This window comes from Shinella sp. JR1-6 (assembly GCF_004284735.1).
Classification (GTDB): Bacteria; Pseudomonadota; Alphaproteobacteria; order Rhizobiales; family Rhizobiaceae; genus Shinella.
The window spans coordinates 62,622-85,190 of sequence record NZ_SHMI01000016.1 but is presented as its reverse complement, the minus strand read 5'-3'; the positions used below and the strand labels follow the sequence as shown (position 1 = coordinate 85,190).

Sequence of the window (22,569 nt, the reverse complement as noted above, 5' to 3'; positions counted from 1 at the left end):
ACGCAGTTGTGTTCGGCAGCTTTTCGCGCGCGGCCTATCTTATCCTGCGGAGAACCAGCCGGAGGATCCGCCATGGACAAGCCGCAGATCACGCAGGCGATGATCAACGCCTATGATGAATACACCCATCTGACGCTCGATCGCCGCCGTTTCATGGAGCGCCTGACGGCGCTCGCCGGGTCGGGTGCGGCGGCTGCCGCCATCGCCCCGCTGCTCGCCGCCAATTCGGCGAGCGCCGAGATCATCGCGTCGGATGACCAGCGCCTTGCCGCCAAGGATGTCGTCTATGGCGGCAGCTCGGGCGAGATGAAGGGCTATCTCGTGCGGCCGAGGGAGGCGACGGCGCCGCTCGGTAGCGTGATCGTCATCCACGAGAACCGCGGCCTCAACCCGCACACCCGCGATGTCGCCCGCCGGATGGCGCTGGATGGCTTCATCGCGCTCGCCCCCGATTTCCTCTCGCCGTCCGGCGGTACGCCGGACAATGAGGATCAGGCTCGCGAAATGATCGGCAAGCTCGATCCGGCGGCGACGGTGGCCAATGCGGAGGCAAGCCTGCAGTTCCTGGCAAAGCTCGACGGGGCGAACGGCAAGGTCGGCGCCGTCGGCTTTTGCTGGGGCGGCGGCCTCGTCAATCGCTTCGCCGCCAGGTCGCCGGACCTGAAGGCGGGTGTCGCCTATTATGGGGCGCAGGCCGCGGCCGAGGACGTGCCTGGCATCAAGGCTGCGCTGATGCTGCACTATGCCGGCCTCGACGAGCGCATCAATGCCGGCATCGACACCTATCGCAAGGCGCTGGAGGCAAACGGCAAGACCTTCGAGATCCACATGTATGACGGCGTCAACCATGCCTTCAACAACGACACGTCGGCTGCACGCTACGACAAGGCCGCGGCTGACCTCGCCTGGCAGCGCACCGTGGATTTCCTGAAAAAGAACCTCGCCTGAGCGGCCTTCGGAAAATTGTGCCAGAATAAAATAAGTGACTGTTCCGTATAAGCAAACGGGGCCGGGTTCCATCAGGGCGCGGCCCCGCTTTCGATAGGGGCAACAGCAACATCGCAAACCTGCGAACCCAGCAAAACATTGCGGGGCGCGAGCGTGCGACATCATCATCAGTCAAACAGGATATTTTCCGTGAAATTCATCGCGACCAAGTCGGTTGCCGCCCTTGCTGCGGCAGCCCTGCTCATTTCTGCGCCCATGACCCTCGCAGCCGGCATGAAGTTCGATATCAAGAACGATTCCGGCTACATCATCGACGGCTTCTACACCGGCGAAAACGGTGACTGGAGCGCCAACTGGATGAACTTCAAGCTCGATGGCGGCGAGACGGCCAATATGGAGTTCAACTACGACGGTCCGTGCGACATCGAGTTCTATGTGAGCTGGGAGGCCGAGGACGGCTCCAGCATCAAGGGCGAGGAGACCTCGATCAACATCTGTGAGGCGAACACGATCTATTTCGACGGCAAGCAGGCCACCTACGACTGATCGGACGTTTGGATAGATCGACGGCCCCGGCATGGAGACATGCCGGGGTCATGGACAGCGCTGCCTGTCTTCGAAGCGCTCTACGCCGCCGGCAGGTCGAGGCGCATGGCGCAGCGCGTGTCGCGCTGCAGCCCGTGTTCGGCCTCAAGGTCGAGCACCGCCTTGAGACGCGGCGACAGCGCGGCCTCGTCCAGCGTGCCGAAGCCGAGCCGCTGGTAGTAGGGGCAGTTCCAGGGGATGGTACGAAAGGTCGTCAGGGTCACCGCGTCGAGGCGGTGCGCCGCGGCCGCGTCGATCGCGTGCCGGATCAGCTTGCGGCCGATGCCGAAGCCCTGGTGCAGGTGATCGACGGAAATCTCGCAGATGTGCAGTTCCCGCTCGGCAATCTCGGCGCTCAGGAAGCCGACCGGCTGGTCGTCCCCGGTTGCCGCCACCCAGTTCGTTCCCTTTTCGATGAGGTAGCAGTGCCGCTCCGCGCTCTGCACGTCGCCAACGGCGAGCCACGAGAAGGCCTCGATCAGGCGGAAGGCCTGTGCGGCCGAGCGCTCGATCTGGCGCAGCGCCTCGACCTCGTCTTCGCGGGCAGGGCGGATTGTAACCATCGACGGCCCGGCCTTGCCTGCGGGAATGCCGTCGAGGGGAAGCTGCGTCACCATCCGGGCAGGATGTTGCCGGGCCTCAGGCGCGACACACGCGGGAAGAGCTTCACCTCCGCCTCAGGCAGGTCGTCGGCGGCTGTCAACGGTGTGATGTTGTCGAGGCAGGCGGTGATATGGCTGGTGATGGCATTGGAAAGCGAGGGCGAGAGACCCGGTCGCCGCATGATGCCGATCTGCACCGGCGCGAGCGGCGGAAAGCCGTCCGCCTGCGTCAACACCTTCATGCCGGGGCGCAGCGCCGATTCCGGCAGGACCGAAACCGCCATGCCCGCCATCACGGCTGCTGCGACGACGGTCGAGGACCAGCTGGTGAACAGCACCTGGTAGTCGCGCCCGACCGAATCGAGCGCCGCACAGGCGATCTGCCGCCACTGACAGTCGCGCCGACCGACGGCGAGCGGCACCGGCGCGTTTTCCGGCAGCGGATGGTTGGCCGACATGACCCAGCAGAGCGGCTCCGTCCGCACGACATCGGACTGGCGCTGGCGCGGATTGTGGGTGACGAGCGCGATGTCGAGCTCGCCCTTGGCCATCTTTTCCGCGAGGTCCACCGAAGGCTCGCAGACGATGAAGAGCTCGACATTCGGGTGCGTCTTGGCGAACCGCATGATGATCTCGGGCATGTAGCGGTCGGCATAATCGTCCGGCGTGCCGATGCGCAGCAGGCCCTCGAGGCGGTTGTCGTCGAAGGCGGCGATGGCCTCGTTGTTGAGGCGCAGCATCCGGCGCGCATAGTTGAGCAGGCGCTCGCCCTCCGCGGTCAACCGATTGCCGCGGCCGTCCTTCATGAAGAGCTGTTTGCCGATGCGCTCCTCAAGGCGCCGCATCTGCATCGAAACGGCCGACTGGGTCTTGAAAACCCGCTCGGCGGCCCGGGTGAAGCTGCCGGTATCGGCGATCGCGACGAAAGTCTGGAGCTGGTCTATGTCTAGCGGAGCGGACATAACGATATCCATAAGATTGTTTGATTGATACTATTAGAAACATTCGTTGGACTGATCAATGGCTTTCTGCGAAAAAGCAAGTGTCGAACGAGTGACCTCTCCGCCAGGCCATCGTTCGACAGGATCTGCCGCCTCCCTCGACCTCCCGGCGACGGCTCTTCTTGAAAACCGACTTTTGAACCGCCGCCCGATCCCTGCGGGCGACGAACGATCACGGGTGCCGCGCGAAACCCCATCGAAGGACGATGGATCGCCGGGCCGGAAAGGAGAAATGCCATGCGCATGATCGACCGCAGACTGGAAATCGATATTCTCGCAACGCGCCGTCCGGCGCCGAGCCTCTTTGCCCGCGTTCGCGGTGTCGCCAACAAATTTGTCCGCGCCTGGCAGAATCGCCGCGTGATCAATCGGTTGAACGAGCTCGACGATCATCAGCTCTACGATATGGGGCTGTGCCGCAGCGACGTGCAGGATGTACGCTCCGCGTCCTTCTTTACCGACGCGGGCCTGCATCTGACGATCGTGGCGCGTGAGCGCGCCCGCCGTCACCTGCGCAGCGGCCGTATGGATTGATTTCCGATCGTGCCGACCTATCTCCCGGGTCGGCAACTGACTTCCCCGCAGGGTGAGAGCCAATAACCCTGCTGCTTGCCCGGCGTGCGACTCCCAAGGTCCGCGTCGGGCTTTTTCAAAGATTTTCCGAAAGTCGATTTCACCCGGAATTGCCCGGAAACAAAAGGGGTAGCGCGATGATCGACGCGATTTTGATCCGTCCGGCGCACCCGCAAGACTTCCCTGCCATGAAGGCGATACTGCGCGATACGTTCGAGCGCACCTGGCGGCCGGAGATCACGGAGGCTGCCGCTCGCCGCTACATCGAGACCGATATCGGCGGCGGTTTCGTCGCGCACAGCGGTGCTGATATGCTCGTGGCCGAGGCCGATGGGCGTGTTGCCGGCCTTGTCCATTGCGTGGACGACTTCATCGATGCCCTGCATGTGCATTCCGATTTCCAGCGCCGGGGCGTTGGGCGTCGTCTGCTCGCCCGGGCGGAGGGGGACATCGCCGAAAAAGGTTTCCCGCGGGTGCGGCTTGAAACGGATACGTTCAACGAGCAGGCCCGGGGTTTCTACAGGGCGCTGGGCTATGTCGAAACGGCGCACTATCCGGACGAGGAATGGCAGAGCGGTCTCACCACGGTCCTGATGGAAAAACCGCTTGGCCTCGTCGAATAGCCGATCTGCTGGCGCTTGACGCCCGGAGAGGCGTGCGTGACCGTCCCTCGATGCTCAGGCCTTCTTCCCGCCGTCCGTCTCCATGCCGTTGCGGATGGTCTCGAAGATCGATTCCACGTTGCGCTGATAGTCCTTCTGCATTTCCAGGCCGGTATCGAACATCGTGTTGACGAAGGTCGTCAGCGAATCGGCAGGGGAGCCTGCCGGCGCGCTCGGCTTCGCGCCTTCTGCCGGCTGGCCGGCCATGCCCGCCATCATGTCCTGGAAGGCCTTGGCGAAGGGATTGTCGGCAAAGGGGTTGGCCGCTGCCTCCTTCTTCGTGCCGAAGAATTCCTGGGCGGCCTGCGTGAACGGATTGTCGGTAAAGGGGTTTGACGGCTGCGGCTTCTTGGCCATGCCGGTCGCCTCCGCCCATTGCTGCATCATGTCGGCAAAGGGATTGGCCGCGGCGGTGCCGCTCTGTGCGCCGGGGAAGAAGGGGGCGAAGGATTGCTTGAAGAGGCCGCCCATCAGCGTGCTCGCCATGACGGGCAGCATCTGCTTGTAGATGTCCTGGCCGATGCCGGTCATCTGCGCCGCCTGCGCGGCGATGGCGCGGGAAACGTCCTTGTTGCCGAAGAGATGGCCGAGAATGCCGTTGCCTTCCGCAAGCCCCTGCGGCGTGAAGGCCCTGCTGATGTCCTCGAAATATTTCGCGTGGTTGCCGGAGGTCAGCGCGGTCATGAAAGCGGCGAGGTCATAGGGATTGGCGGCGTTGCGCTTGAAGCCCTCGGAAAAGGCCGGCATCAGCGCGGCGATGGCCTTGGCCGCCTGTTCCTGCGCGAGCCCGTATTGCCGCGCCATGGTCTCGACGGCATTGCCGTTCTGCGCCTGCATCATCATGTCGTAGAGCGAAAGCATAACGAACCCCTTCCCGTTGGCAGGCATGTGCCTGCACTATAACGGGAATTTTGGCCGCGCAAACCGCTTTTTGGTGTCTTGCCTCAGTACTGGTAGTCGGTGAACACCGGCTCGACGGAGCCGTTCCAGCGGCCGTTGTAGAGCGCCAGCATGTCTTCCGCGAGCGTCGCCTTCTTTGCCAGGACCTCGTCGAGCGGGGCAAGGAAGATGGTTTCGTCGACACCGTCGCCGTTGAGCCGCGCGCGGGCGGCAAGGCCCTGGCGGGAGATCGAGACCACTTCGCGGGCGACGTCGAGCAGCGGCTTGCCGCGGAAATCGGCCTTGAGGCCTTCCGCCGGCACGGCATTGCGCAGCGCCGTCACTTCCTCCACCGTCCAGTCGCGCGTCAGGGCCTCGGCGGCATCGAGGGCGCCGTCGTCATAGAGCAGGCCCACCCAGAATGCCGGCAGCGCACAGATGCGCCGCCACGGGCCGCCGTCGGCGCCGCGCATTTCCAGGAAGCGCTTCAGCCGCACGTCGGGGAACAGCGTGGAAAGGTGGTTCGTCCAGTCGCCGAGATTGGGTTCCCAGTCGGCGATCTCGCCCTTCAGGGCCCCGGCCATGAACTGGCGGAAGGTGATGTGCGTGCAGTCGTGGTACTTGCCGTCGCGCACGACGAAGTACATCGGCACGTCGAGCGCCCATTCGACATAGTCGATGAAGCCGAAATCCGGCTTGAAGGCGAAGGGGATGAGGCCGGCGCGGTTGTTGTCCGTGTCGCGCCAGATGTCGCCGCGCCAGGAGAGAAGACCGTTCGGCTTGCCCTCGGTGAAGGGGGAGGAGGCGAAGAGCGCGGTCGCCATGGACTGCAGCTTCAGCGAGACCTGCATCTTGCGGCGCATGTCGACTTCCGAGGAGAAGTCGAGGTTCACCTGGATCGTGCAGGTGCGGTACATCATGTCGAGACCCTTCGTGCCGACCTTCGGCATATAGCGGGTCATGATGTCGTAGCGGCTTTTCGGCATGCGCGGGGTTTCGGCAAAGGTCCATTTCGGGCTGCCGCCCATGCCGAGGAAGCGGATGCCGAGCGGCTCGGCGATCTCGCGCAGCGTCGCAAGATGCTGGTTGGATTCCTTGCAGGTCTGGTGCAGGTTTTCCAGCGGCGCGCCCGACAGTTCGAACTGGCCGCCGGGCTCCAGCGAGATGGCGCCCATGCCTGACGGTTCGGCAAGGCCGATGATGTTGCCGGCATCCATGATCGGATCCCAGCCGGTCTTTTGCTGCATGCCGTTCAGCAGCGCCGAAATGCTCGCCTCGCCGAAATAGGGCACGGGACTGTTGTCGGCCGTAAAGAAGACGAATTTCTCGTGCTCGGTGCCGATACGGAACTTCTCCTTCGGCTTGTTGCCGGCGGCGAGGTAATCCGCCATGTCCGCGACGGTGCGGATCGGCGTCTGGTCGGTGGTGTCACGGGCCATGGGCGTCTTCTTCTGAACGGATGGCGCCCGGACGGAACGCCGGGCCTTGGGAGGGTGCTTGGACCGGAATTAGATGCGGTGCAAGCGAATTCCTTTCAAGGCGGATTCAAAAAAACCCATTCGACTTTTTTATAAAAGCACTTTCTTGCGTTCCCGCAAATCCGCGCGGGTGCCGTTCAGCGCCAATCGCCGATCGCCGCCTGGATGACGGCCATCGCGGCCACCGCCGCCGTGTCCGCACGCAGGATGCGGGGGCCGAGCGGGATGGGCGTCACGAAGTCGAGACTGCGCAGGAGCGTGCGCTCCTCGTCGGAAAAACCGCCTTCCGGGCCGACGAGCAGGGCGAGCTGCCGCTCCTCGATGGCCCCCAGCGCCGGAAGCGGGTTCTGGCTGCCATGGCCCTCGTCGCAGAAGACGATGCGCCGTTCGCGCGGCCAGGCGGAAAGCAGATCCTCGAGCTTTTTCGGTGCCGTAACCTCCGGGATCGCCAGGATACCGCACTGTTCCGCCGCCTCGACGGCATTGGCCTGCAGCCGTTCGAGGCTGGTGATCTTGCCCTGCACATGCTGGGTCAGCACGGGCTGCAGCACGCCGGCACCCATCTCCACGGCCTTCTGCACGATATAGTCGAGCCGGCCGACCTTCAACGGCGCGAAGAGATAGTGGAGATCTGACGGCGCCGGCTGCGGCCGGGTCTGCTCGACGGGCGTCAGGATGAGCCGCTTGCGGGTCGGGAAGGAGAGGGTGGTATGCCATTCCCCGTCGCGCCCGTTGAAGAGCAGGACGGCGTCGCCCTCCGCCATGCGCAGCACATTGGCGAGATAGTGGAAATGGTCCTTCGACGCCTCGAAGGCGACGCCCTCTGCTAGGGTGTCGCCGACGAAGAGGCGCTGCATCCGGTAATTGGCACGCATGGTCGATATCTCAGGTGAAAAGCGCGTTGAGCGTGAGGAAGATGGCGGCAGACAGGAGCGCCGAGACGGGCAGGGTGACGATCCAGGCGGAAACGATCGTCATGAAATGGGAGCGCCGCACGAGGTAACGCCGACGCGTCTCGTCGACATTCACCGGATCGTCTTCCTCCTCCGGTGCAATACGGTTGCCGCGGCCGCGTATATAGTCGATGCGCCGCCGCGAATTGCGGGTGTACCATTCGCGGAACAGGCCGACGCCGAACACCGCGCCGACGGCGATATGCGTCGAGGAGACGGGAATGGCGAAGGCCGAGGCGGTCAGCACCGCGACGGCGGAGGAGAGCGCCACGCAGAAGGCGCGCATCGGGTTGAGCTTGGTGATCTCGGTGCCGACGATGCGGATGAGGCGCGGGCCGAACAGCAGAAGGCCGAGCGAGATGCCGAAGGCGCCGATGACCATGACCCAGAGCGGGATCATGGTTCCGCCCTCGGCGCCCGAGCGCAGCGCCGAGACCACGCCATAGAGCGGGCCGACGGCATTCGACACATCGTTGGCGCCATGGGCGAAGGAGAGCAGCGCCGCCGAACAGATCAGCGGGATGCGGAACAGCGTGCGCAGCGACTGGTTGCGGTTGTCGAGGCCTTCCGCATGGCGCCGGACGATCGGCCGCGTGACGACATAGGTGGCGAAGCCGAAGCCGAGGCCGATGAGAAGTGCGGTGCGGAAGGGAAGGTCGAGCGTTCCGTTGGTGCCGCCATTGGCGATGAAGGCCGCGAAGGCGCCGGCCATGATCGCGACGAGCACCGGCACCCAGGTCTTTGCCGCGCCGATCTTGTCCTCGCGGTAGATGATGAATTCCTTGATGAAGTAGAGGAACAGCGCGGCGATCACGCCGCCGAGGATCGGCGAGACGGTCCAGCTCACGACGATGACGGCGATCGCGTCCCATTGCACGCTGTGGAAGTCGCTGGCCGCCGCGCCCGCACCGATCACGCCGCCGATGATGGCATGGGTGGTGGAGATCGGCGCATTGGCGATCGTGGCGATGTTGATCCAGAGCGCGGCGGAGATGAGCGCCGCCATCATTGCCCAGGCATAGGCGTCGGGGCTCGGGAAGATCGACCGGTCGACGATGCCGGAGGCGACCGTCGCGGCGACGCCCTGGCCGGCGAGCAAGGCCCCGGCGATCTCGAAGATCGCGGCGATGACGAGAGCGACGCCCATGCTCATGGCACGCGCGCCGACCGCCGCGCCGACATTGTTCGTCACGTCGTTGGCGCCGATGTTCATGGCCATGTAGGCGGCAAGCGCCGCGGTGATGGCGACGACGAGCACGCCGGGCGTGCCGGTGGCGAAACTGCTGGCCACGGCCATGGCGACGAGAAGGAAGACGAGGGCGATGCCGACACCCGTCCAGCGACGCAGCACGAAATGCGTCGCCTGTTCGGTGAAGGTGAATTTTTCCAGGTCCTTGTCCAGCGTCGGCTTGCGTAGCTGAACCTGTGAATTGGCCATTCCTGCTGCTCCGTTTTGGAGCCCCTGGCACGACCGCCGCGGTCGTCTGCCGGTGCTTTCGCCACCCCTTGGTCGCCGGTCGTCATCGATGCCTCGGCATCGGCCGCAGCCGGTTTCTCGCGAGCGGTCGAAAATCCCGCGGCAGACCTCTGCGCGGAGGTCGTGTCGGGAGCTCAGCCGACAGGCACTATCGCCTCAGCGCACCGGCGGCAATATGACGAGGGCCGTTCAGGCGCGTAATCAGGCGTCGGGCGCACCGTTCGCGGCGATTTCGGCGAGCATGGCGCGCTCGAAGGCCAGAATGAGGTCCTTGAGGCCCGGCTCCTGCACGCGGCTGGCGGCTTCCGGGCAGCTCACCCATTCGGCGCGCCGCTCGTCCTTCTCGGGGAAATTCTTGCTGAGGTCATCGACGGCGAGCGGGAAGACGCGCACCCGGCAATCGACCTTCAGCCCGTGCGGCAGGCCCTTCAGATAGTTGTAGCTGCCGATCGGCGTGGTGCGGATGGTTCCCTTCACGCCGGCCTCTTCCCAGGCCTCGCGTGCGGCCGCGGCCGCCGCGCTCTTGCCGTCCATCGGCCAGCCCTTGGGAATGACCCAGCGACCGGTGTCGCGGCTGGTGATGAGCAGGATCTCGACCGCGGGCTGCTTCTTCTTCACCCGATAGCACAGCGCTCCGTATTGTTCCCGGACGGGCCTGCGGAACATGAGTTGGACGTCGCTGGCGATGCGGTTGAGAATGTTCAAGGTCTTTTTCATTCCTCGTATCGGGATGTGCCGTTTGAGTCGGTATAGCCTATCTTGCTTGCGCGAGATTTGCGGCGCAAGTCAGGCTTGCGGGGGCAGGCCGCGCTTTTGCATGCGCAACTGCGAAATCCGCTGCCATTCGCCGCTGCGCTCGGCATCGCGGATGGCGGTGGCGATGTAGTCCATGTGCGCCTGGGCGGCTTTTCGCGCTGTGGTTCCGTCGCCGGCCATGATCGCGGTATAGATCGCCTCGTGCTGCGCAAGCAGATGCCCGCGGGCTTCCTCGGAGGAGAAAACGAGGTGGCGGTGGAAAAAGATCCCCTGGGCGAGCAGCCGGTAGCAGGCGCGCAGCGTATGCAGCAGCACGATATTGTGCGCGGCCTCGCCGATCGCGTTGTGCAGTTCCACGTCGGTTTCCAGTTCCGCATCGAAGGAGCCTCCGGCATGGGCCGCGCGCATGGCCTCCATGATGCGCGTCAGCATCTGCCGGTCGTAATCCGTGGCGCGGCGGGCGGCGAGCTCGGCGGTGATGCCTTCAAGCTCGCGGCGATATTCGACATAGTCTTCCGTCGCGCGCTGGTGGCGGGCGATGAGGTCGACGACGGGCCGGGAGAACACCTGGCCGATAATGTCGGCGACATAGGTGCCGCCGCCGTGCTGGCTGATCAGCAGGCCGCGTGTTTCCAGCTCCTTCAGCGCCTCGCGCAGGATGGGGCGGGAGACGTCGAGCCGCTTGGAGAGCTCGCGCTCGCCGGGCAGCCGGTCGCCGTCGCGCAGCACGCCTTCGAGCAACAGGAGCTCGATCTGCCGCACGACCTCGTCGGCGGTGCGGCTGTGGCTGATACGGGCGAAAAGGTCGAAGGCGGTGTCGGTCACGCCGTGAACACTAGCAACGCGGGCCGAAACTGGTCAACAATCTTGTCCAGTCGGCATCTGTGGACCTGCGTCAATGCGCCCTATCTCCTGCGGCCTGACATTTGTTAAGACTATGCTGTTGCACATGAGGGGACAGTGCAGACATGGCAAAAGGCAGCTTCGCCTTTCCGCAGGCGACCGCGCGTGCGCAGGCGCTGGGGGAAATTCACGCTAGACCATACGCGCTGGTGCCGTCACCGCGCGTCATCTTCCAGCTCGCCTTCCTGACCGAAGGCGGCTCGGCGGTCGATCACGCCGTGATGGGGGAATTGTCGCGCTCGCGCGGCATTTCTCCGCCGGGGCGCGATTCCAGCCACCATGCGCTGAGCTGGGGGCAGGGTACGCTGCGCTGGGAGCGGCACACCGAGTTCTCGACCTATTTCTGGGATGCGCCGGCGCCGGACAAATTCGGCGGCGAGGTTCCCGTCCATCCGTTCGGCGACAGCTTCTCGCCGCCCGGCACGCTGATATCGGGCGTACGCCTTGAAATCCGGCCGGATACGCCGGAGACGCGCGAGGCGATCTCCACCTTCGATCCGACCAGCCTCTGTTACAGCGAGATCAAGAACGGCCAGGGCGCGGTGCTCACCGACTTCCGCCAGAACGGCGACGGGCTGACGCAGATCCTCGTTATCGACCGCGGCATGACGGAGGCCGGGCGCGGCGCGCTCGTCCAGCGTTTGCTCGATATCGAGACCTACCGCACGCTTGCCATGATGGGGCTGCCGCTCGCCCAGTCGCTCTCGCCGGATATCCGCCGTATCGAGGACGGGCTGACCGGCATCACCAATTCCATGAAGCAGCATGCCCGTGACAAGGCCGATACGCTGCTGACGGAAATCACCCGGCTCGCTGCCGAGCTGGAGGCCAATGCAGCCCTCAGCCTCTACCGCTTCGGCGCCAGTCGCGCCTATTACGGCATCGTGCAGGAGCGTATCCGCACGCTCGCCGAAACGGCGGTGTCCGGCTACGAGACGCTCGGCTTCTTCCTGGAACGGCGTCTCGCGCCGGCCATGCGCACCTGTCAGTCGGTGGAAGAGCGTCAGGCGAACCTTTCGCGCAAGCTCGCCCGGGCCACGGCACTCTTGCGAAGCTGGATCGATGTCGAGCTGGAGCAGCTCAACACCGGCCTGCTCAACTCCATGGACCGCCGCGCGAAGCTGCAGCTGCGCCTGCAGCAGACCGTCGAAGGCCTGTCGGTCGCCGCTATCTCCTACTACGTGGTCGGCCTCTTCGGCTATGTCGCCAAGGCGGCGCACGGGCTCGGCCTGCCGATCAAGCCGGAAACGCTGACCGGGATCGCGGTGCCCTTCGTCATTGTCGGCATGTGGCTGCTCGTGCGCGCCATCCGCCAGCGCCACGCGGAAGAAGACAGGCACTGAACGCCCGCGGCCGCATGAGCCGCGGGAACCTCTCTCGTCGATGCCCGCCTAGTGGCCGGACAGGACGAGCGTCTTCACGGGCATGACGACGACCTGCACGCGCAGCAGCATCGCGTGGACGAGGCCGAGCGCATCGACGACGTGCAGGCCGATGCGCCGGGCGGTGGAAGTGCCCTCGGCGGCGATTTCGTCGTGATGGTTCGAATAGAGGTTGGCTATGCAGTTGCTGCCCGGCGTCACCTCGTCGATCCCGCCTTCATAGAGGGGCTCGAGGTGCACGAGCACGCTGCCCTGGCCACCGGCGTTCGTGAAATCGGTCAGCTGTTCCCCGCCGCGGAACTGGCCCGCCGCGATGTAATCCTGCTTGGCAGCCACCACCACGGGTATGACCCGCCATGGCAGCGTGTTGCAGGCGACCTCGCCGATCATGCCGACCTTGATGACCGATGCGGACACCTGGTCGAAACCCGCCTGCAGGGCCTGGCGCCCTGCCTCTTCGGGAATGAGAATCCCGCCGGGGCGCATGATCGGGCTGACGATATCGCCGACGCGCAGGGTGAATTGCTCGACCCGCCCGGCGAAGCCGGCGCGAACCACCGTCTTGCGCAGATCCGTTTCCGCCTGTTCGAGCGCCGCCTGGGCGCTCGCCTTCTGTGACGGCAGGAGGGCATCAAGCCGTGCCTCGGCCGCCTCCCTGGCGGCATTGGCCGCCTTCAGTGCGCCGTTGGTGCGCCCGAGGTCGACCTCCAGCTTCTCGATCTCGCGTGTCGCGACGACATTCGATCCACCGCGGTTGAGCGCGCGCTTCGTGCGCAGGTCGTCCTCGACCTGCTGCAGGGCGGCCTGCGCCTCGGCGATCTTGCCCTCCGCGGTCAGAAGGTCCGTGCGTGCGACGACCATGGCGGCGTCGACTTCGGCGATCTTCCGCTGCGCCACCGCGACCGCCGCTTCCTGGCTCGAACTGTCGAGCCGGAAGATGGGATCGCCCGCGGCCACCTTGTCGCGATGGCCGAGATAGACCTCCGCTACCCGTCCGGTCGCTTCGGAAATGATCGGGACCGTGCGGAAGAACGACATCACGTTGGTCGACGAAGGGTGGAAGAAGAAGACGGTCGCGATGATGGCGACGGTCAGCATCACGCAGGCGGTGATCCCCCAGCGCAGGACATACCACACCGAGAAGATCGTGATTTCCTTGCCGATGCGCATGCCCTGCACGTAGCGGCGATAGAGATAGTCCGGAAAGACGGTGATCAGCGAGCAGGCGATCAGTTCAAGCATTGTCCTGCGCCTCCGAGCCTTCCGAACGTTTTTCCGTTTCCGCGGGCGTGGTATCCGGCGTGCCTTCCGCCTCTGCCGGGGGTGTTGCGACGGGTGTCGTCGTTTCGCTTGCGGCCTTGGCCTCTTCCTCCGGCGCTGCGGCCTCGCTTTCCTGTCTGGTCGCGGTGAAAGCCTCTGCGGCCGAGGCGATGCGGTTGAGCGGCGTGGTGAGATCGGGCAGGTCGACGATGGCGAGAAGCAGCGCGATCACCCAGAACACGTTGTTGTGGGTGAAGAGGGCAAGCAGGCAGAGGACCGCGACCGCCTCGAACTGAAGCTTCTGCCCCTTGTGCGCCATGCGTTCCGGCAGGCTATGCAGCCAGAGGAAGACAAGGCCTGTCGCGAAAACGGCGGCAAGCACGAACAGGCCGACGGCGAAGAGAAGCGTATCGCTTCCGTCCGCGCCGACGATGAAGGCGGGCAGTTGATGGGGCGCCAGCGGGTTGATGGAGGAAGTCATTACGCGATCATATCTACAATAGAGGGACTTAATGTAGATAAGCCTAAAAACTTTTCAGGCTCAAGGAAAATGAAACTCTGGCTTCAAGGTGGTGAATTGCGGCTTTCTACATCTGCGAATTGTGTATGTTGAGGTTTATTTGGAAGAGGAGGGCGCAAAGTCCCTTCCTGACGTCTCAGGTCGACAGGTCGCATTGATAACGCGGCACGCCGTCGGTCACGGCAAAGCCGGTGTCCCAGCCGAAGCCGGTCTCGTCCTGTTGCTCGAGCTTCTTCTTTGCGGCAAGGCCGCGTTCCCGGAAGGCGGCTTCGGCAGCCTTCAGCGCGTCGGTCGGAAAGACGACCGCCTGGTAGCTGAAGCCGCTGGCCAGCTCCGTGATATAGACCTCGATCTCCTTCACCGGCACGCCGCGCCAGGTGCCACCCGTCACGGGCAGGACGATGTGCAGATACTCGTCCTGCGGCCGGACGGAGGGCGGGCCGAAGACGGCTTCGTAACCGGCCGGAATGGCGATCGCGCCCTCCTTGCGGGCAAAGGCATAGCTCGATTGCAGGAGGTCCGCCAGCGCGTCGCTGTAGTCGCAGGCATCGTCGAATCCCTGGAGCAGGTCGTCGAGCGGCCGCGCGCCGGCTGCCGCCGGAAGCGCCAGCCCGATCAGCGCTGCCGCCAATGTCACCCCGCCGATCATCGCTGCCCTCCCGCCGTGAGGTCGGCAGCCTAGCGCAACGCGCGGCTGCCGCCAATCCGGCAAGATACGGTGGACAGTGCTCAACGCTCCCAATAGGGCAGCGGGCCGTAGAGGTCGGCGAGATAGTCGATGAAGAGCCGAACCTTGACGGGCAGGAACTGCCGGCTCGGATAGACCGCCGAGAGCACCACGTTGCGCGAGCCTTCGTATTGCGGCAGCACCTGCACGAGTTCGCCGCTCTTCAGTGCCGGTCCGACATCCCAGGTCGAGCGCAATGCGATACCCAGGCCCGAAAACACGGCCTCCCGGACCACCTCGCTGGAATTGGTGTAAAGCTGCCCCTGCGGGCGGTAGGTGACATTGCCCTCCGGCCCCTCCAGCCTCCAGACATCCTGGGTGTGCGGCGGCAGACAGGCATGAGCGGGAAGCTCTTCGAGCGAGGCCGGCATGCCGTGGCGGGCGACATAGTCCGGCGAGGCGCACAGCACGCGTCGCACGGAGGCGAGCCTGCGGGCGACCAGCGAGGAATCGGAGAGTTCGCCGATGCGGATGGCAATGTCGAAGCCGCCGCCGACGATGTCGGAGAAATCGTCGGTCAGCATCAGGTTGACGACGAGTTCCGGATAGGCGTCCATAAAGCCCTTGAGATTGGGCGCGATATGCATGCGGCCGAAGGAGGTGGGCGCGGAAATCCGGAGCGTGCCGCGCACGGCGCCGGAGCGGCCGGAGACGAAGGCCTCCGCTTCCTCGATGCCGGCGAGAATGCCGACGATCCGGTCGTAGAAGCCCTGGCCGGCCTCGGTCAGCGAGATCTGCCGTGTCGTGCGCTGGAAGAGGCGGGTGCCGAGGCGCTCCTCCAGCCGCTTCACCCGCTTGGAGACGACGGCGGGCGACAGGCCCAGTGCGCGGCCGGCCGCCGACATGCTGCCCATGGCGATGACGCGGGAGAAGATTTCAAGGTCGCCGAGGTTTGTCACATGCTGTCTCCGCTATCGTCCTCTCGAATGGTGGAGTGACGATCACTTTCGCGCCGAACGTGCCGCTCTGCGCGGATATGACAGCCGAACACGACTTGAGCAAGATGCTCCTCCCCATGCGAATGCCCGGGGAGCGGTTCCTGATCGTTCCCGCTTCCCGATCGCGCGACTGTCGCACCAGGGGGTGGGGCGGTCAATGCAATCCCTGCGGGATGCGCGCCGGGCTGCTTCCCGCGTCCGCCTCTGCTAAGGGTTTGCATCGCCAGAAATGAAGTGGTAAAGAAAAAAGACCACTTGATGCGGGAGGCCAAGAGATGGATCAGATCGGGTTCCTGGAGCCGCGGCCGGCGGTGCTCGCCCGTCGTGGGGACATCGTCGCGGACCTGCTCGATCTCCTGCCGGAAGGCTGTCTCGTGCACGAGCCGCGCGCGCTTGTGCCCTTCGAGACGGACGCCTTCGTGTCCTATCGCCGTCTGCCGCTTGCCGTCGCCTTGCCGGAAACCACCGCGCAGGTCGCCGCCGTCCTGAAATACTGCCATCGCTACGGCGTACCCGTCGTGCCGCGCGGGGCGGGCACGTCGCTTTCGGGTGGCGCGATCCCGCAGGAGGATGCCGTCGTCGTCGGCCTCTCCAAGATGGCGCGCATCCTGGAGGTGGATTTCGCCAACCGGACCGCCACGGTGCAGGCCGGCGTCACGAACCTTTCCATTTCCGATGCCGTCTCGGCCGACGGCTATTTCTATGCGCCCGATCCGAGTTCCCAGCTCGCGTGCACGATCGGCGGCAATATCGGCATGAATTCCGGCGGGGCGCACTGCCTGAAATACGGCGTGACCACGAACAACCTCCTGGGCGTCAAGCTCGTGCTCATCGACGGCACCATCGTCGAACTCGGCGGCAAGGCGCTCGATGCCGGCGGCCTCGACCTTCTCGGCGTCATCTGCGGCGGCGAGGGGCAGCTCGGCATCGTGACGGAGGCGACGGTGCGGCTCATCGCCAAGCCCGAGGGCGCGCGCCCGGTGCTCTTCGGCTTCGACAGTTCGGAGGAGGCAGGCGCCTGCGTCGCCGATGTCATCGGGTCGGGCATCATCCCCGTCGCCATCGAGTTCATGGACAAGCCGGCGATCGAAATCTGCGAGGCCTTTGCCGGCGCTGGCTATCCGATGGACGTCGAGGCGTTGCTGATCGTCGAAGTCGAGGGCTCCGAAGCCGAGATGGAGGCGATGCTTGCCAGCATCATCGAGATCGCGCGGCGCCATGGCGTCAAGGTCGTCAAGGAGAGCCAGTCGGCGACCGAGGCGGCGCTGATCTGGAAAGGCCGCAAGTCCGCCTTCGGCGCCACGGGCCGCATCGCCGACTACATCTGCATGGACGGCACGGTACCGCTCGGCCAGCTCTCGCATGTGCTGCGCGGCACGGCGGAGATCGTCGAGAGATACGGCCTGCGCGTCGCCAACGTCTTTCATGCCGGCGATGGCAACATGCATCCGCTGATCCTCTTCAACGCCAACGATCCGGAAGATGCCGCGCGCGCGGAAGCGGCGGGCAATGACATCCTGAAGCTCTGCGTCGATGCCGGCGGCTGCCTGACGGGCGAACATGGCGTCGGCATCGAGAAGCGCGACCTGATGCGCCATCAATATGCCGCGGTCGACCTCGACCAGCAGATGGCCGTGCGTGCCGCCTTCGATGCGCAATGGCTGCTCAATCCGTCGAAGGTCTTCCCGCTCGAAGGACGCCCCGCCGCATGACCCCCATCCATGAACCGCTCTCCGAAGAGGCCGCCGCGCGCCTCGTCCAGGTCGCAGCGCTGTCCCGCACGCCGTTTGCCATCCGCGGCGGTGGCACGCGCAGCCTTGCCGCTGCGCCGGACGGGGCCGAAACGCTCTCGACGCGGGGCCTTGTCGGCATCGTCGCCTACAATCCGGCCGAAATGACCATGACCGTCCGTGCCGGCACGCCGCTCGAGGTCGTGGAGGCGGCGCTTGCCGAAAAGCGCCAGATGCTCTCCTTCGAGCCCTGTGACCTGCGCGGCGCGCTCGGCTCCTCCGGCATTCCCACCATCGGCGGCGTCTTCGCCACCAATGCCTCCGGCCCGCGCCGCTTCGTTGCGGGCGCTGCGCGCGACAGCCTGCTCGGCGTGCGCTTCGTCAACGGCAGGGGCGAGGTGGTGAAGGCCGGCGGCCGGGTGATGAAGAACGTCACCGGCCTCGACCTCGTCAAGCTGCTTGCCGGCTCACACGGTTCACTGGCGCTCTTGACGGAGGTCACCTTCCGCCTTCTTCCGGTTCCGGAAACGGCGGCGACCATCGTCGTCTCCGGCCTCAACGATGCAGAGGCGGCCGCGGCGATGGCGACGGCGATGGCGATGTCCGTCGAGGTTTCCGGTGCCGCGCACCTGCCGGAAAGCGTGCGCGGCCGGTTCGTCGGTGGCCTGCTGCCGGACGGAGCGGCCACGGTGCTGCGCCTCGAGGGCCTTGCCGCCTCGGTGGCCGTGCGCAGCGAGAAGCTCACTGCCAGCATGGCCCGCTTCGGCGTCGTGACGCATCTCGATGCGGAGGTGACGGCCCGTCTCTGGCGGGAAATCCGCGATGCCGCGCCCTATGCAGACGGCACGCCGCGTCCGCTCTGGCGCGTTTCGGTCGCGCCCACAGCGGGCCACCAGCTCGTTGCTGCGCTCCGTCTCGAAACGGGTGTCGATGCCTTCTACGACTGGCAGGGCGGTCTCGTCTGGCTGCGCATGGAGGCCGATCCCGAAGCCGCGCTCTTGCGCCGCTACGTCAAGGCCGTCGGCGGCGGCCATGCCGCGCTGCTGCGGGCCCGGCCGGAGGTGCTGGCGGCGACGGATACGTTCGAGCCGCAGCCGGACGCCGTCGCCGCGCTCTCGGCGCGCGTCAAGGCGAGCTTCGATCCGGCCGGCCTGTACGTCTCTCCCTTGATGGACCGAAAACAGGGAGCATGAAGATGGGACGGCTGGCGGGCGATTCGATTGCGAGGCAGCAGGCACGGACGTGGAAGAAGCGTGTCGATCAGGCGCGCGAGGACAAGGCCCGCTGGGGAACCTTGCCCGCTGCGCCGCTGGCGGTGCTGGGCGCGGCACGCCGACAGATGGCGCTCCTCTGGTGGCTGTGCGGTGACGTCGGCCCGTCGGCGACCGTTGGCGCGCGAGGGCTTCCGCCCCTGACGCCGGATATGCGCGCCCTCATCAAGAAGGGCTATCTCACGCTCGCCCGCCACAGCAGCTACATGCCCCTCAATCCCTCGCGGCGCGACAATGTGCTGACGATCACACCGGCCGGGCAGGAGGCGCTGGCCGCGGCTCATGTCACCCAGGCCGAGAAGGCCTACATCATCGCAGCCCGCATGAACCGCATGCTGCGCTAGGGAGTATCGACGTGCAGACCAATTTCACCGCCGAGCAGCTTGCCGATCCGCATGTCGCGACATCGGAGAAGATCCTGCGCAAATGCGTGCATTGCGGCTTCTGCACCGCCACCTGTCCCACCTATGTGACGCTGGGCAACGAGCTCGACAGCCCGCGCGGCCGCATCTACCTCATCAAGGACATGCTGGAGAACGGCCGGCCGGCGGATGCCGAGGTCGTGACGCATATTGACCGCTGCCTTTCCTGCCTCTCCTGCACGACGACCTGTCCCTCCGGCGTCGACTACATGCATCTCGTCGACCATGCCCGCATGCATATCGAGGCGACCTACAAGCGCCCGTTCTGGAACCGGCTGACGCGCAACATCCTTGCCGCCGTGCTGCCTTATCCGGGCCGGTTCCGCCTGGCGCTGAAGGCGGCGGCGTTCGGCCGGCCCTTTGCCGGCCTCCTCAAGCGCTTCAAGCCGCTCGAACCCTTCGGTGCCATGCTGGACCTTGCACCCCGCACCCTGCCGAAGGCCTCGGCCGGCGCGCGGCCGGGCACGCATCCGGCCGCCGGCCCGCGCCGCGGGCGGGTCGCGATCCTCTCCGGTTGCGCCCAGCCGGTGCTGAAGCCTGAGATCAATGCCGCGACGATCCGCCTCCTCACCCGCCTCGGCGTCGAGGTCGTGGCGCCGGCGGGCGAAGTCTGCTGCGGCTCGCTCGTCCACCACATGGGCCGCGAGGAGCAGGCGCTGGAGGCGGCGCGGCGCAATGTCGATGTCTGGCTCGGCGAGGTCGAGAAGGGCGGGCTCGATGCGATCATCATCACGGCGTCGGGTTGCGGCACGACGATCAAGGACTATGGCTTCATGCTGCGCCTCGATCCGGCCTATGCGGACAAGGCTGCGCGGGTCTCCGCCCTCGCCAAGGACATCACGGAATACCTCGCGACGCTCGACCTGCCCCAGCAGGAGGCGCGGGGGGTGACGGTCGCCTATCACTCCGCCTGTTCCATGCAGCATGGCCAGAAGATCACCATGGCGCCGAAGACACTGCTGAAGAAAGCGGGTTTTGCGGTGCGCGATCCGGCGGAAGGGCACCTGTGCTGCGGCTCTGCCGGCACCTACAACATCCTCCAGCCGGAGATTTCCGGCAAGCTGAAGGCGCGCAAGGTCAAGAACATCGAGGCGACCAAGCCGGACATCATCGCCACCGGCAATATCGGCTGCATCACCCAGATCGCGACCGGCACGGCCATTCCGATCCTGCACACGGTGGAACTCATCGACTGGGCCTATGGCGGAATGAAGCCTGCCGTGCTTTCCTGAGCCTGTCACGCGCGGAACAGCCGCTTCGCCCGCGGATTGCTAGACAGGCGGCATTCCAGCCCATCGGAGATGCCCATGCGCCGCCTCATGCTTTCGCTCGCCGCCCTTGCTGCCCTCTCTACGCCCGCCTTCGCCACAGGCGGGTTCAGCTGTGCGGTAAAGGACAGGAACGTCACGTTCGAAGGGGAGGCGGGCTTCAGCTACAGCCTCGGCGGCATCCTGAATTTCCGCGGCTCGATCGAGCTGCCGAAGGATCTCGCCCAGAAGGGGCTCGACAGGAAGGTCACGCTCGATCAGTCTTTCCTCACGCACCATTGGCTGCATGATGGTGAACTGCGCCTGCTCGTCCACGCCGAATCCGGCGACAACCAGCCCTTTGCAGCGCTCGATTTCGTCATGATGACGAAGGCCGGCGAGGACGAAACCGGTTACGAGGGCACCTATACGCTGAAGATCGAAGGCGCGGACCTCGATGAGCCGATCCGGCGCGCGGGAACGATCGGCTGCTCCCTCGGCTGAACGCAAGACGCCGGCGCAAGGCCGGCGTCCAAACGGTCTGCGGCAAGCGGCGGATCAGCCGCCGAAACCGAAGAGGTTGCCGAAGAAATCGACGCCCTTGTCGTTGTAGCTCACGCTGCCCTGACGGTTGCCGGGGCCGACGACGATGACCTTGGTGCCGATATCGGCGCGGGCGTAGAGATGCTCCACATCCTTGTTCATCATGCGGATGCAGCCCGACGACATGTTCTGGCCGATCGTCCAGGGCTGGTTCGTGCCGTGAATGCGGAAGATCGTGTCGCGGCCGCCCTTGAAGAGGTAGAGCGCACGCGCGCCGAGCGGGTTGTCCTCGCCGCCGGCCTGGGTGACGGGCAGGATGCGACCCTTCTTGGCCTCGCGGCGGCGCATTTCGGCCGGCGGCGTCCAGCTGGGCCATTCGGCCTTGCGGCCGACCTTCACCACGCCCGACCAGCCGAAGCCGTCGCGGCCGACGCCGATGCCGTAGCGCGTTGCCTTGTTGTTGCCCTCGACATAGTAGAGATACTTGTTGTTGGTATCGACGATGACGGTGCCCGGTGCCTGGTCGGTGACGAAGCGCACCTTGGTGCGCTTGTACTTCGACGCGACCTGCTTCTTGCTTGGCTGGGCGACGAGCGTTACATCGGAGGCCGTCTCGATCCGGTCGCCCGTGCGGGCCGCGGGGAAGGCATTCGCCGACGAGACCGGCATGATCGCCGTGGCCGCGACGGTCGCGGCCAGCAAGATCGATGCGTATTTCCGCATGGTATTGTCCCTCTCAATCCTCAATTCTGCGAGGCTAACCGACTCTCGACTGATTTCAAGCCGGCTCCCGGGCAGTAAGACGCTTGTGAGGGCGGATTTCTTCGGGGCCTTGTGGCCCCGATACCACAGAATCAGATCACGATGACCTTGGTGCCCACCTTTACGCGCTCGTAGAGATCGACGACATCTTCGTTGCGCATGCGGATGCAGCCCGAGGAAACGGCATAGCCGATCGTCCAGGGCGCGTTGGTGCCATGGATGCGGTAGAGCGTCGAGCCGAGATACATGGCACGCGAGCCGAGCGGGTTTTCCGGTCCGCCTTCCATGAAGGCCGGCAGGTAGTGGCCCTTGGCGGCTTCGCGGGCGACCATTTCCTTCGGCGGCGTCCAGCTCGGCCACTCGGCCTTGCGGGTGATCTTGTGGGCGCCGGCCCATTCGAAGCCCGGCTTGCCGACGCCGACGCCGTAGCGCCGCGCCTTGCCGCCGTCGAGGACGAGGTAGAGGAACCGGTTGTTGGTATCGATGACGATGGTGCCCGGCTTGTGCTCGCTGCCATAGTCGACGAGCTGCGGCAGATATGTCGGGTCGAATTTCGACTTGATCGGATTGCGCGCCGTGCCGGTCGCCGAGACCTGCTGGACACGGGCCGCCCCTTCGCGGCGCAGGACGCGGCGCTGCTGCACCTTCTGGCGCTGGATGATGCGGCGTGTGTTGACGGCGGGCTGCACGCCCCCGCCGGTAAGCTGCATCAGCCAGGGTGCGGTGAGGTCGGGGCTGACGATGATCGGCGGCTGGCTCATGTAGCGCTCGTTCGCCTGGGCCACCGTGGTCGTGCACAGAAGGGTCGTTGCAAGGAGGATTCGTATCAACATCGGACGTACTCGCTACTGATCGTGCCGGGATGCGCCGCGGGAACTGGAATGCAGCGCCGGTTCGACGGGGATGCTTGCACCCTGCGATGAAGGGAATGGTAAACGGGCGTTCATTCG

Annotated in this window: 24 protein-coding genes; 10 read left to right on the top strand and 14 right to left on the bottom strand. The window is 65.4% G+C overall.

The window, feature by feature from the left end; translation table 11 throughout:
- Nucleotides 1-72: 72 nt before the first annotated feature.
- Both EXZ48_RS23585 and EXZ48_RS23580 read left to right on the top strand, forming a co-directional pair.
- Complete coding sequence (locus EXZ48_RS23585; protein ID WP_130518720.1) at nucleotides 73-948, top strand: dienelactone hydrolase family protein; 876 nt, start codon at nucleotides 73-75, stop codon at nucleotides 946-948.
- 189 nt (nucleotides 949-1,137) lie between these two features.
- Nucleotides 1,138-1,494: a hypothetical protein gene (locus tag EXZ48_RS23580; RefSeq protein WP_023516872.1), complete on the top strand. Its 357-nt coding sequence runs from the start codon at nucleotides 1,138-1,140 to the stop codon at nucleotides 1,492-1,494.
- An 80-nt stretch (nucleotides 1,495-1,574) separates the two neighbouring features.
- Here the strand turns inward: EXZ48_RS23580 and EXZ48_RS23575 are convergent, their stop codons facing one another.
- On the bottom strand, nucleotides 1,575-2,147 hold the full coding sequence (locus tag EXZ48_RS23575; protein ID WP_207900475.1) for a GNAT family N-acetyltransferase: 573 nt from the start codon (nucleotides 2,145-2,147) through the stop codon (nucleotides 1,575-1,577).
- Complete coding sequence (locus tag EXZ48_RS23570) at nucleotides 2,144-3,097, bottom strand: LysR substrate-binding domain-containing protein (protein WP_023516870.1); 954 nt, start codon at nucleotides 3,095-3,097, stop codon at nucleotides 2,144-2,146. Before EXZ48_RS23570 ends, EXZ48_RS23575 begins: the two co-directional genes overlap by 4 nt.
- Before the next feature lie 276 nt (nucleotides 3,098-3,373).
- Here EXZ48_RS23570 and EXZ48_RS23565 point away from each other — a divergent pair, with 276 nt between their 5' ends.
- Both EXZ48_RS23565 and EXZ48_RS23560 read left to right on the top strand, forming a co-directional pair.
- The gene (locus EXZ48_RS23565; protein ID WP_023512630.1) at nucleotides 3,374-3,670 is read left to right on the top strand and encodes a DUF1127 domain-containing protein; all 297 of its coding nucleotides are present in this window, start codon (nucleotides 3,374-3,376) and stop codon (nucleotides 3,668-3,670) included.
- Between the two features lie 176 nt (nucleotides 3,671-3,846).
- Nucleotides 3,847-4,332 (top strand): GNAT family N-acetyltransferase, encoded by a 486-nt coding sequence (locus tag EXZ48_RS23560; RefSeq protein WP_050745829.1) that lies wholly within the window; start codon nucleotides 3,847-3,849, stop codon nucleotides 4,330-4,332.
- A 54-nt stretch (nucleotides 4,333-4,386) separates the two neighbouring features.
- Here the strand turns inward: EXZ48_RS23560 and EXZ48_RS23555 are convergent, their stop codons facing one another.
- From EXZ48_RS23555 to EXZ48_RS23530, 6 genes are all read right to left on the bottom strand, one after another.
- A complete protein-coding gene (locus tag EXZ48_RS23555) occupies nucleotides 4,387-5,232 on the bottom strand; it encodes a DUF937 domain-containing protein (RefSeq protein ID WP_130518718.1) in 846 nt (281 codons plus the stop codon).
- 83 nt (nucleotides 5,233-5,315) lie between these two features.
- Nucleotides 5,316-6,689, bottom strand: a complete 1,374-nt coding sequence (locus EXZ48_RS23550) for a glutamate--cysteine ligase (protein ID WP_050745831.1) — start codon at nucleotides 6,687-6,689, stop codon at nucleotides 5,316-5,318.
- Between the two features lie 176 nt (nucleotides 6,690-6,865).
- A complete protein-coding gene (locus EXZ48_RS23545; protein ID WP_023512634.1) occupies nucleotides 6,866-7,603 on the bottom strand; it encodes a 16S rRNA (uracil(1498)-N(3))-methyltransferase in 738 nt (245 codons plus the stop codon).
- A gap of 10 nt (nucleotides 7,604-7,613) precedes the next feature.
- Nucleotides 7,614-9,119: an inorganic phosphate transporter gene (locus EXZ48_RS23540; RefSeq protein WP_130518716.1), complete on the bottom strand. Its 1,506-nt coding sequence runs from the start codon at nucleotides 9,117-9,119 to the stop codon at nucleotides 7,614-7,616.
- A 240-nt stretch (nucleotides 9,120-9,359) separates the two neighbouring features.
- Nucleotides 9,360-9,863, bottom strand: a complete 504-nt coding sequence (locus tag EXZ48_RS23535) for an NUDIX hydrolase (protein ID WP_130518775.1) — start codon at nucleotides 9,861-9,863, stop codon at nucleotides 9,360-9,362.
- Between the two features lie 81 nt (nucleotides 9,864-9,944).
- A complete protein-coding gene (locus tag EXZ48_RS23530) occupies nucleotides 9,945-10,739 on the bottom strand; it encodes a FadR/GntR family transcriptional regulator (RefSeq protein ID WP_130518714.1) in 795 nt (264 codons plus the stop codon).
- Between the two features lie 143 nt (nucleotides 10,740-10,882).
- Here EXZ48_RS23530 and EXZ48_RS23525 point away from each other — a divergent pair, with 143 nt between their 5' ends.
- Nucleotides 10,883-12,160: a DUF3422 family protein gene (locus EXZ48_RS23525; RefSeq protein WP_130518712.1), complete on the top strand. Its 1,278-nt coding sequence runs from the start codon at nucleotides 10,883-10,885 to the stop codon at nucleotides 12,158-12,160.
- A 48-nt stretch (nucleotides 12,161-12,208) separates the two neighbouring features.
- On the opposite strand, the gene EXZ48_RS23520 is transcribed toward EXZ48_RS23525, so the two are convergent.
- The 4 genes from EXZ48_RS23520 to EXZ48_RS23505 all read right to left on the bottom strand — a co-directional run bounded on the left by EXZ48_RS23520 (nucleotide 12,209) and on the right by EXZ48_RS23505 (nucleotide 15,605).
- Nucleotides 12,209-13,441 (bottom strand): HlyD family secretion protein, encoded by a 1,233-nt coding sequence (locus EXZ48_RS23520; RefSeq protein ID WP_050745835.1) that lies wholly within the window; start codon nucleotides 13,439-13,441, stop codon nucleotides 12,209-12,211.
- Nucleotides 13,434-13,940: a hypothetical protein gene (locus tag EXZ48_RS23515; RefSeq protein ID WP_130518710.1), complete on the bottom strand. Its 507-nt coding sequence runs from the start codon at nucleotides 13,938-13,940 to the stop codon at nucleotides 13,434-13,436. Before EXZ48_RS23515 ends, EXZ48_RS23520 begins: the two co-directional genes overlap by 8 nt.
- 175 nt (nucleotides 13,941-14,115) lie before the next feature.
- Nucleotides 14,116-14,628: a hypothetical protein gene (locus EXZ48_RS23510; protein ID WP_130518708.1), complete on the bottom strand. Its 513-nt coding sequence runs from the start codon at nucleotides 14,626-14,628 to the stop codon at nucleotides 14,116-14,118.
- A gap of 80 nt (nucleotides 14,629-14,708) precedes the next feature.
- Nucleotides 14,709-15,605 carry a LysR family transcriptional regulator gene (locus EXZ48_RS23505; RefSeq protein WP_023515770.1) on the bottom strand — a complete coding sequence of 299 codons (897 nt, stop codon included), beginning with the start codon at nucleotides 15,603-15,605 and terminating at the stop codon, nucleotides 14,709-14,711.
- A 314-nt stretch (nucleotides 15,606-15,919) separates the two neighbouring features.
- Here EXZ48_RS23505 and EXZ48_RS23500 point away from each other — a divergent pair, with 314 nt between their 5' ends.
- The 5 genes from EXZ48_RS23500 (at nucleotide 15,920) to EXZ48_RS23480 (ending at nucleotide 20,818) form a co-directional block, all read left to right on the top strand.
- On the top strand, nucleotides 15,920-17,356 hold the full coding sequence (locus EXZ48_RS23500; protein WP_130518707.1) for an FAD-linked oxidase C-terminal domain-containing protein: 1,437 nt from the start codon (nucleotides 15,920-15,922) through the stop codon (nucleotides 17,354-17,356).
- A complete protein-coding gene (locus EXZ48_RS23495; protein ID WP_130518704.1) occupies nucleotides 17,353-18,567 on the top strand; it encodes an FAD-binding protein in 1,215 nt (404 codons plus the stop codon). The genes EXZ48_RS23500 and EXZ48_RS23495 overlap by 4 nt, the downstream gene beginning before the upstream one ends.
- Nucleotides 18,568-18,569: 2 nt before the next feature.
- Nucleotides 18,570-18,989, top strand: coding sequence for a hypothetical protein (locus EXZ48_RS23490; RefSeq protein ID WP_023515773.1), 420 nt, complete (start codon nucleotides 18,570-18,572; stop codon nucleotides 18,987-18,989).
- A gap of 11 nt (nucleotides 18,990-19,000) precedes the next feature.
- Complete coding sequence (gene glcF / locus EXZ48_RS23485) at nucleotides 19,001-20,299, top strand: glycolate oxidase subunit GlcF (protein WP_130518703.1); 1,299 nt, start codon at nucleotides 19,001-19,003, stop codon at nucleotides 20,297-20,299.
- Between the two features lie 75 nt (nucleotides 20,300-20,374).
- Nucleotides 20,375-20,818, top strand: a complete 444-nt coding sequence (locus EXZ48_RS23480; RefSeq protein ID WP_023515775.1) for a hypothetical protein — start codon at nucleotides 20,375-20,377, stop codon at nucleotides 20,816-20,818.
- A gap of 54 nt (nucleotides 20,819-20,872) precedes the next feature.
- Here the strand turns inward: EXZ48_RS23480 and EXZ48_RS23475 are convergent, their stop codons facing one another.
- Together EXZ48_RS23475 and EXZ48_RS23470 are read right to left on the bottom strand one after the other, a co-directional pair.
- On the bottom strand, nucleotides 20,873-21,580 hold the full coding sequence (locus EXZ48_RS23475) for a L,D-transpeptidase (RefSeq protein WP_130518701.1): 708 nt from the start codon (nucleotides 21,578-21,580) through the stop codon (nucleotides 20,873-20,875).
- Between the two features lie 131 nt (nucleotides 21,581-21,711).
- Nucleotides 21,712-22,452, bottom strand: coding sequence for a L,D-transpeptidase (locus EXZ48_RS23470; protein WP_023515777.1), 741 nt, complete (start codon nucleotides 22,450-22,452; stop codon nucleotides 21,712-21,714).
- Between the last annotated feature and the right edge of the window lie 117 nt (nucleotides 22,453-22,569).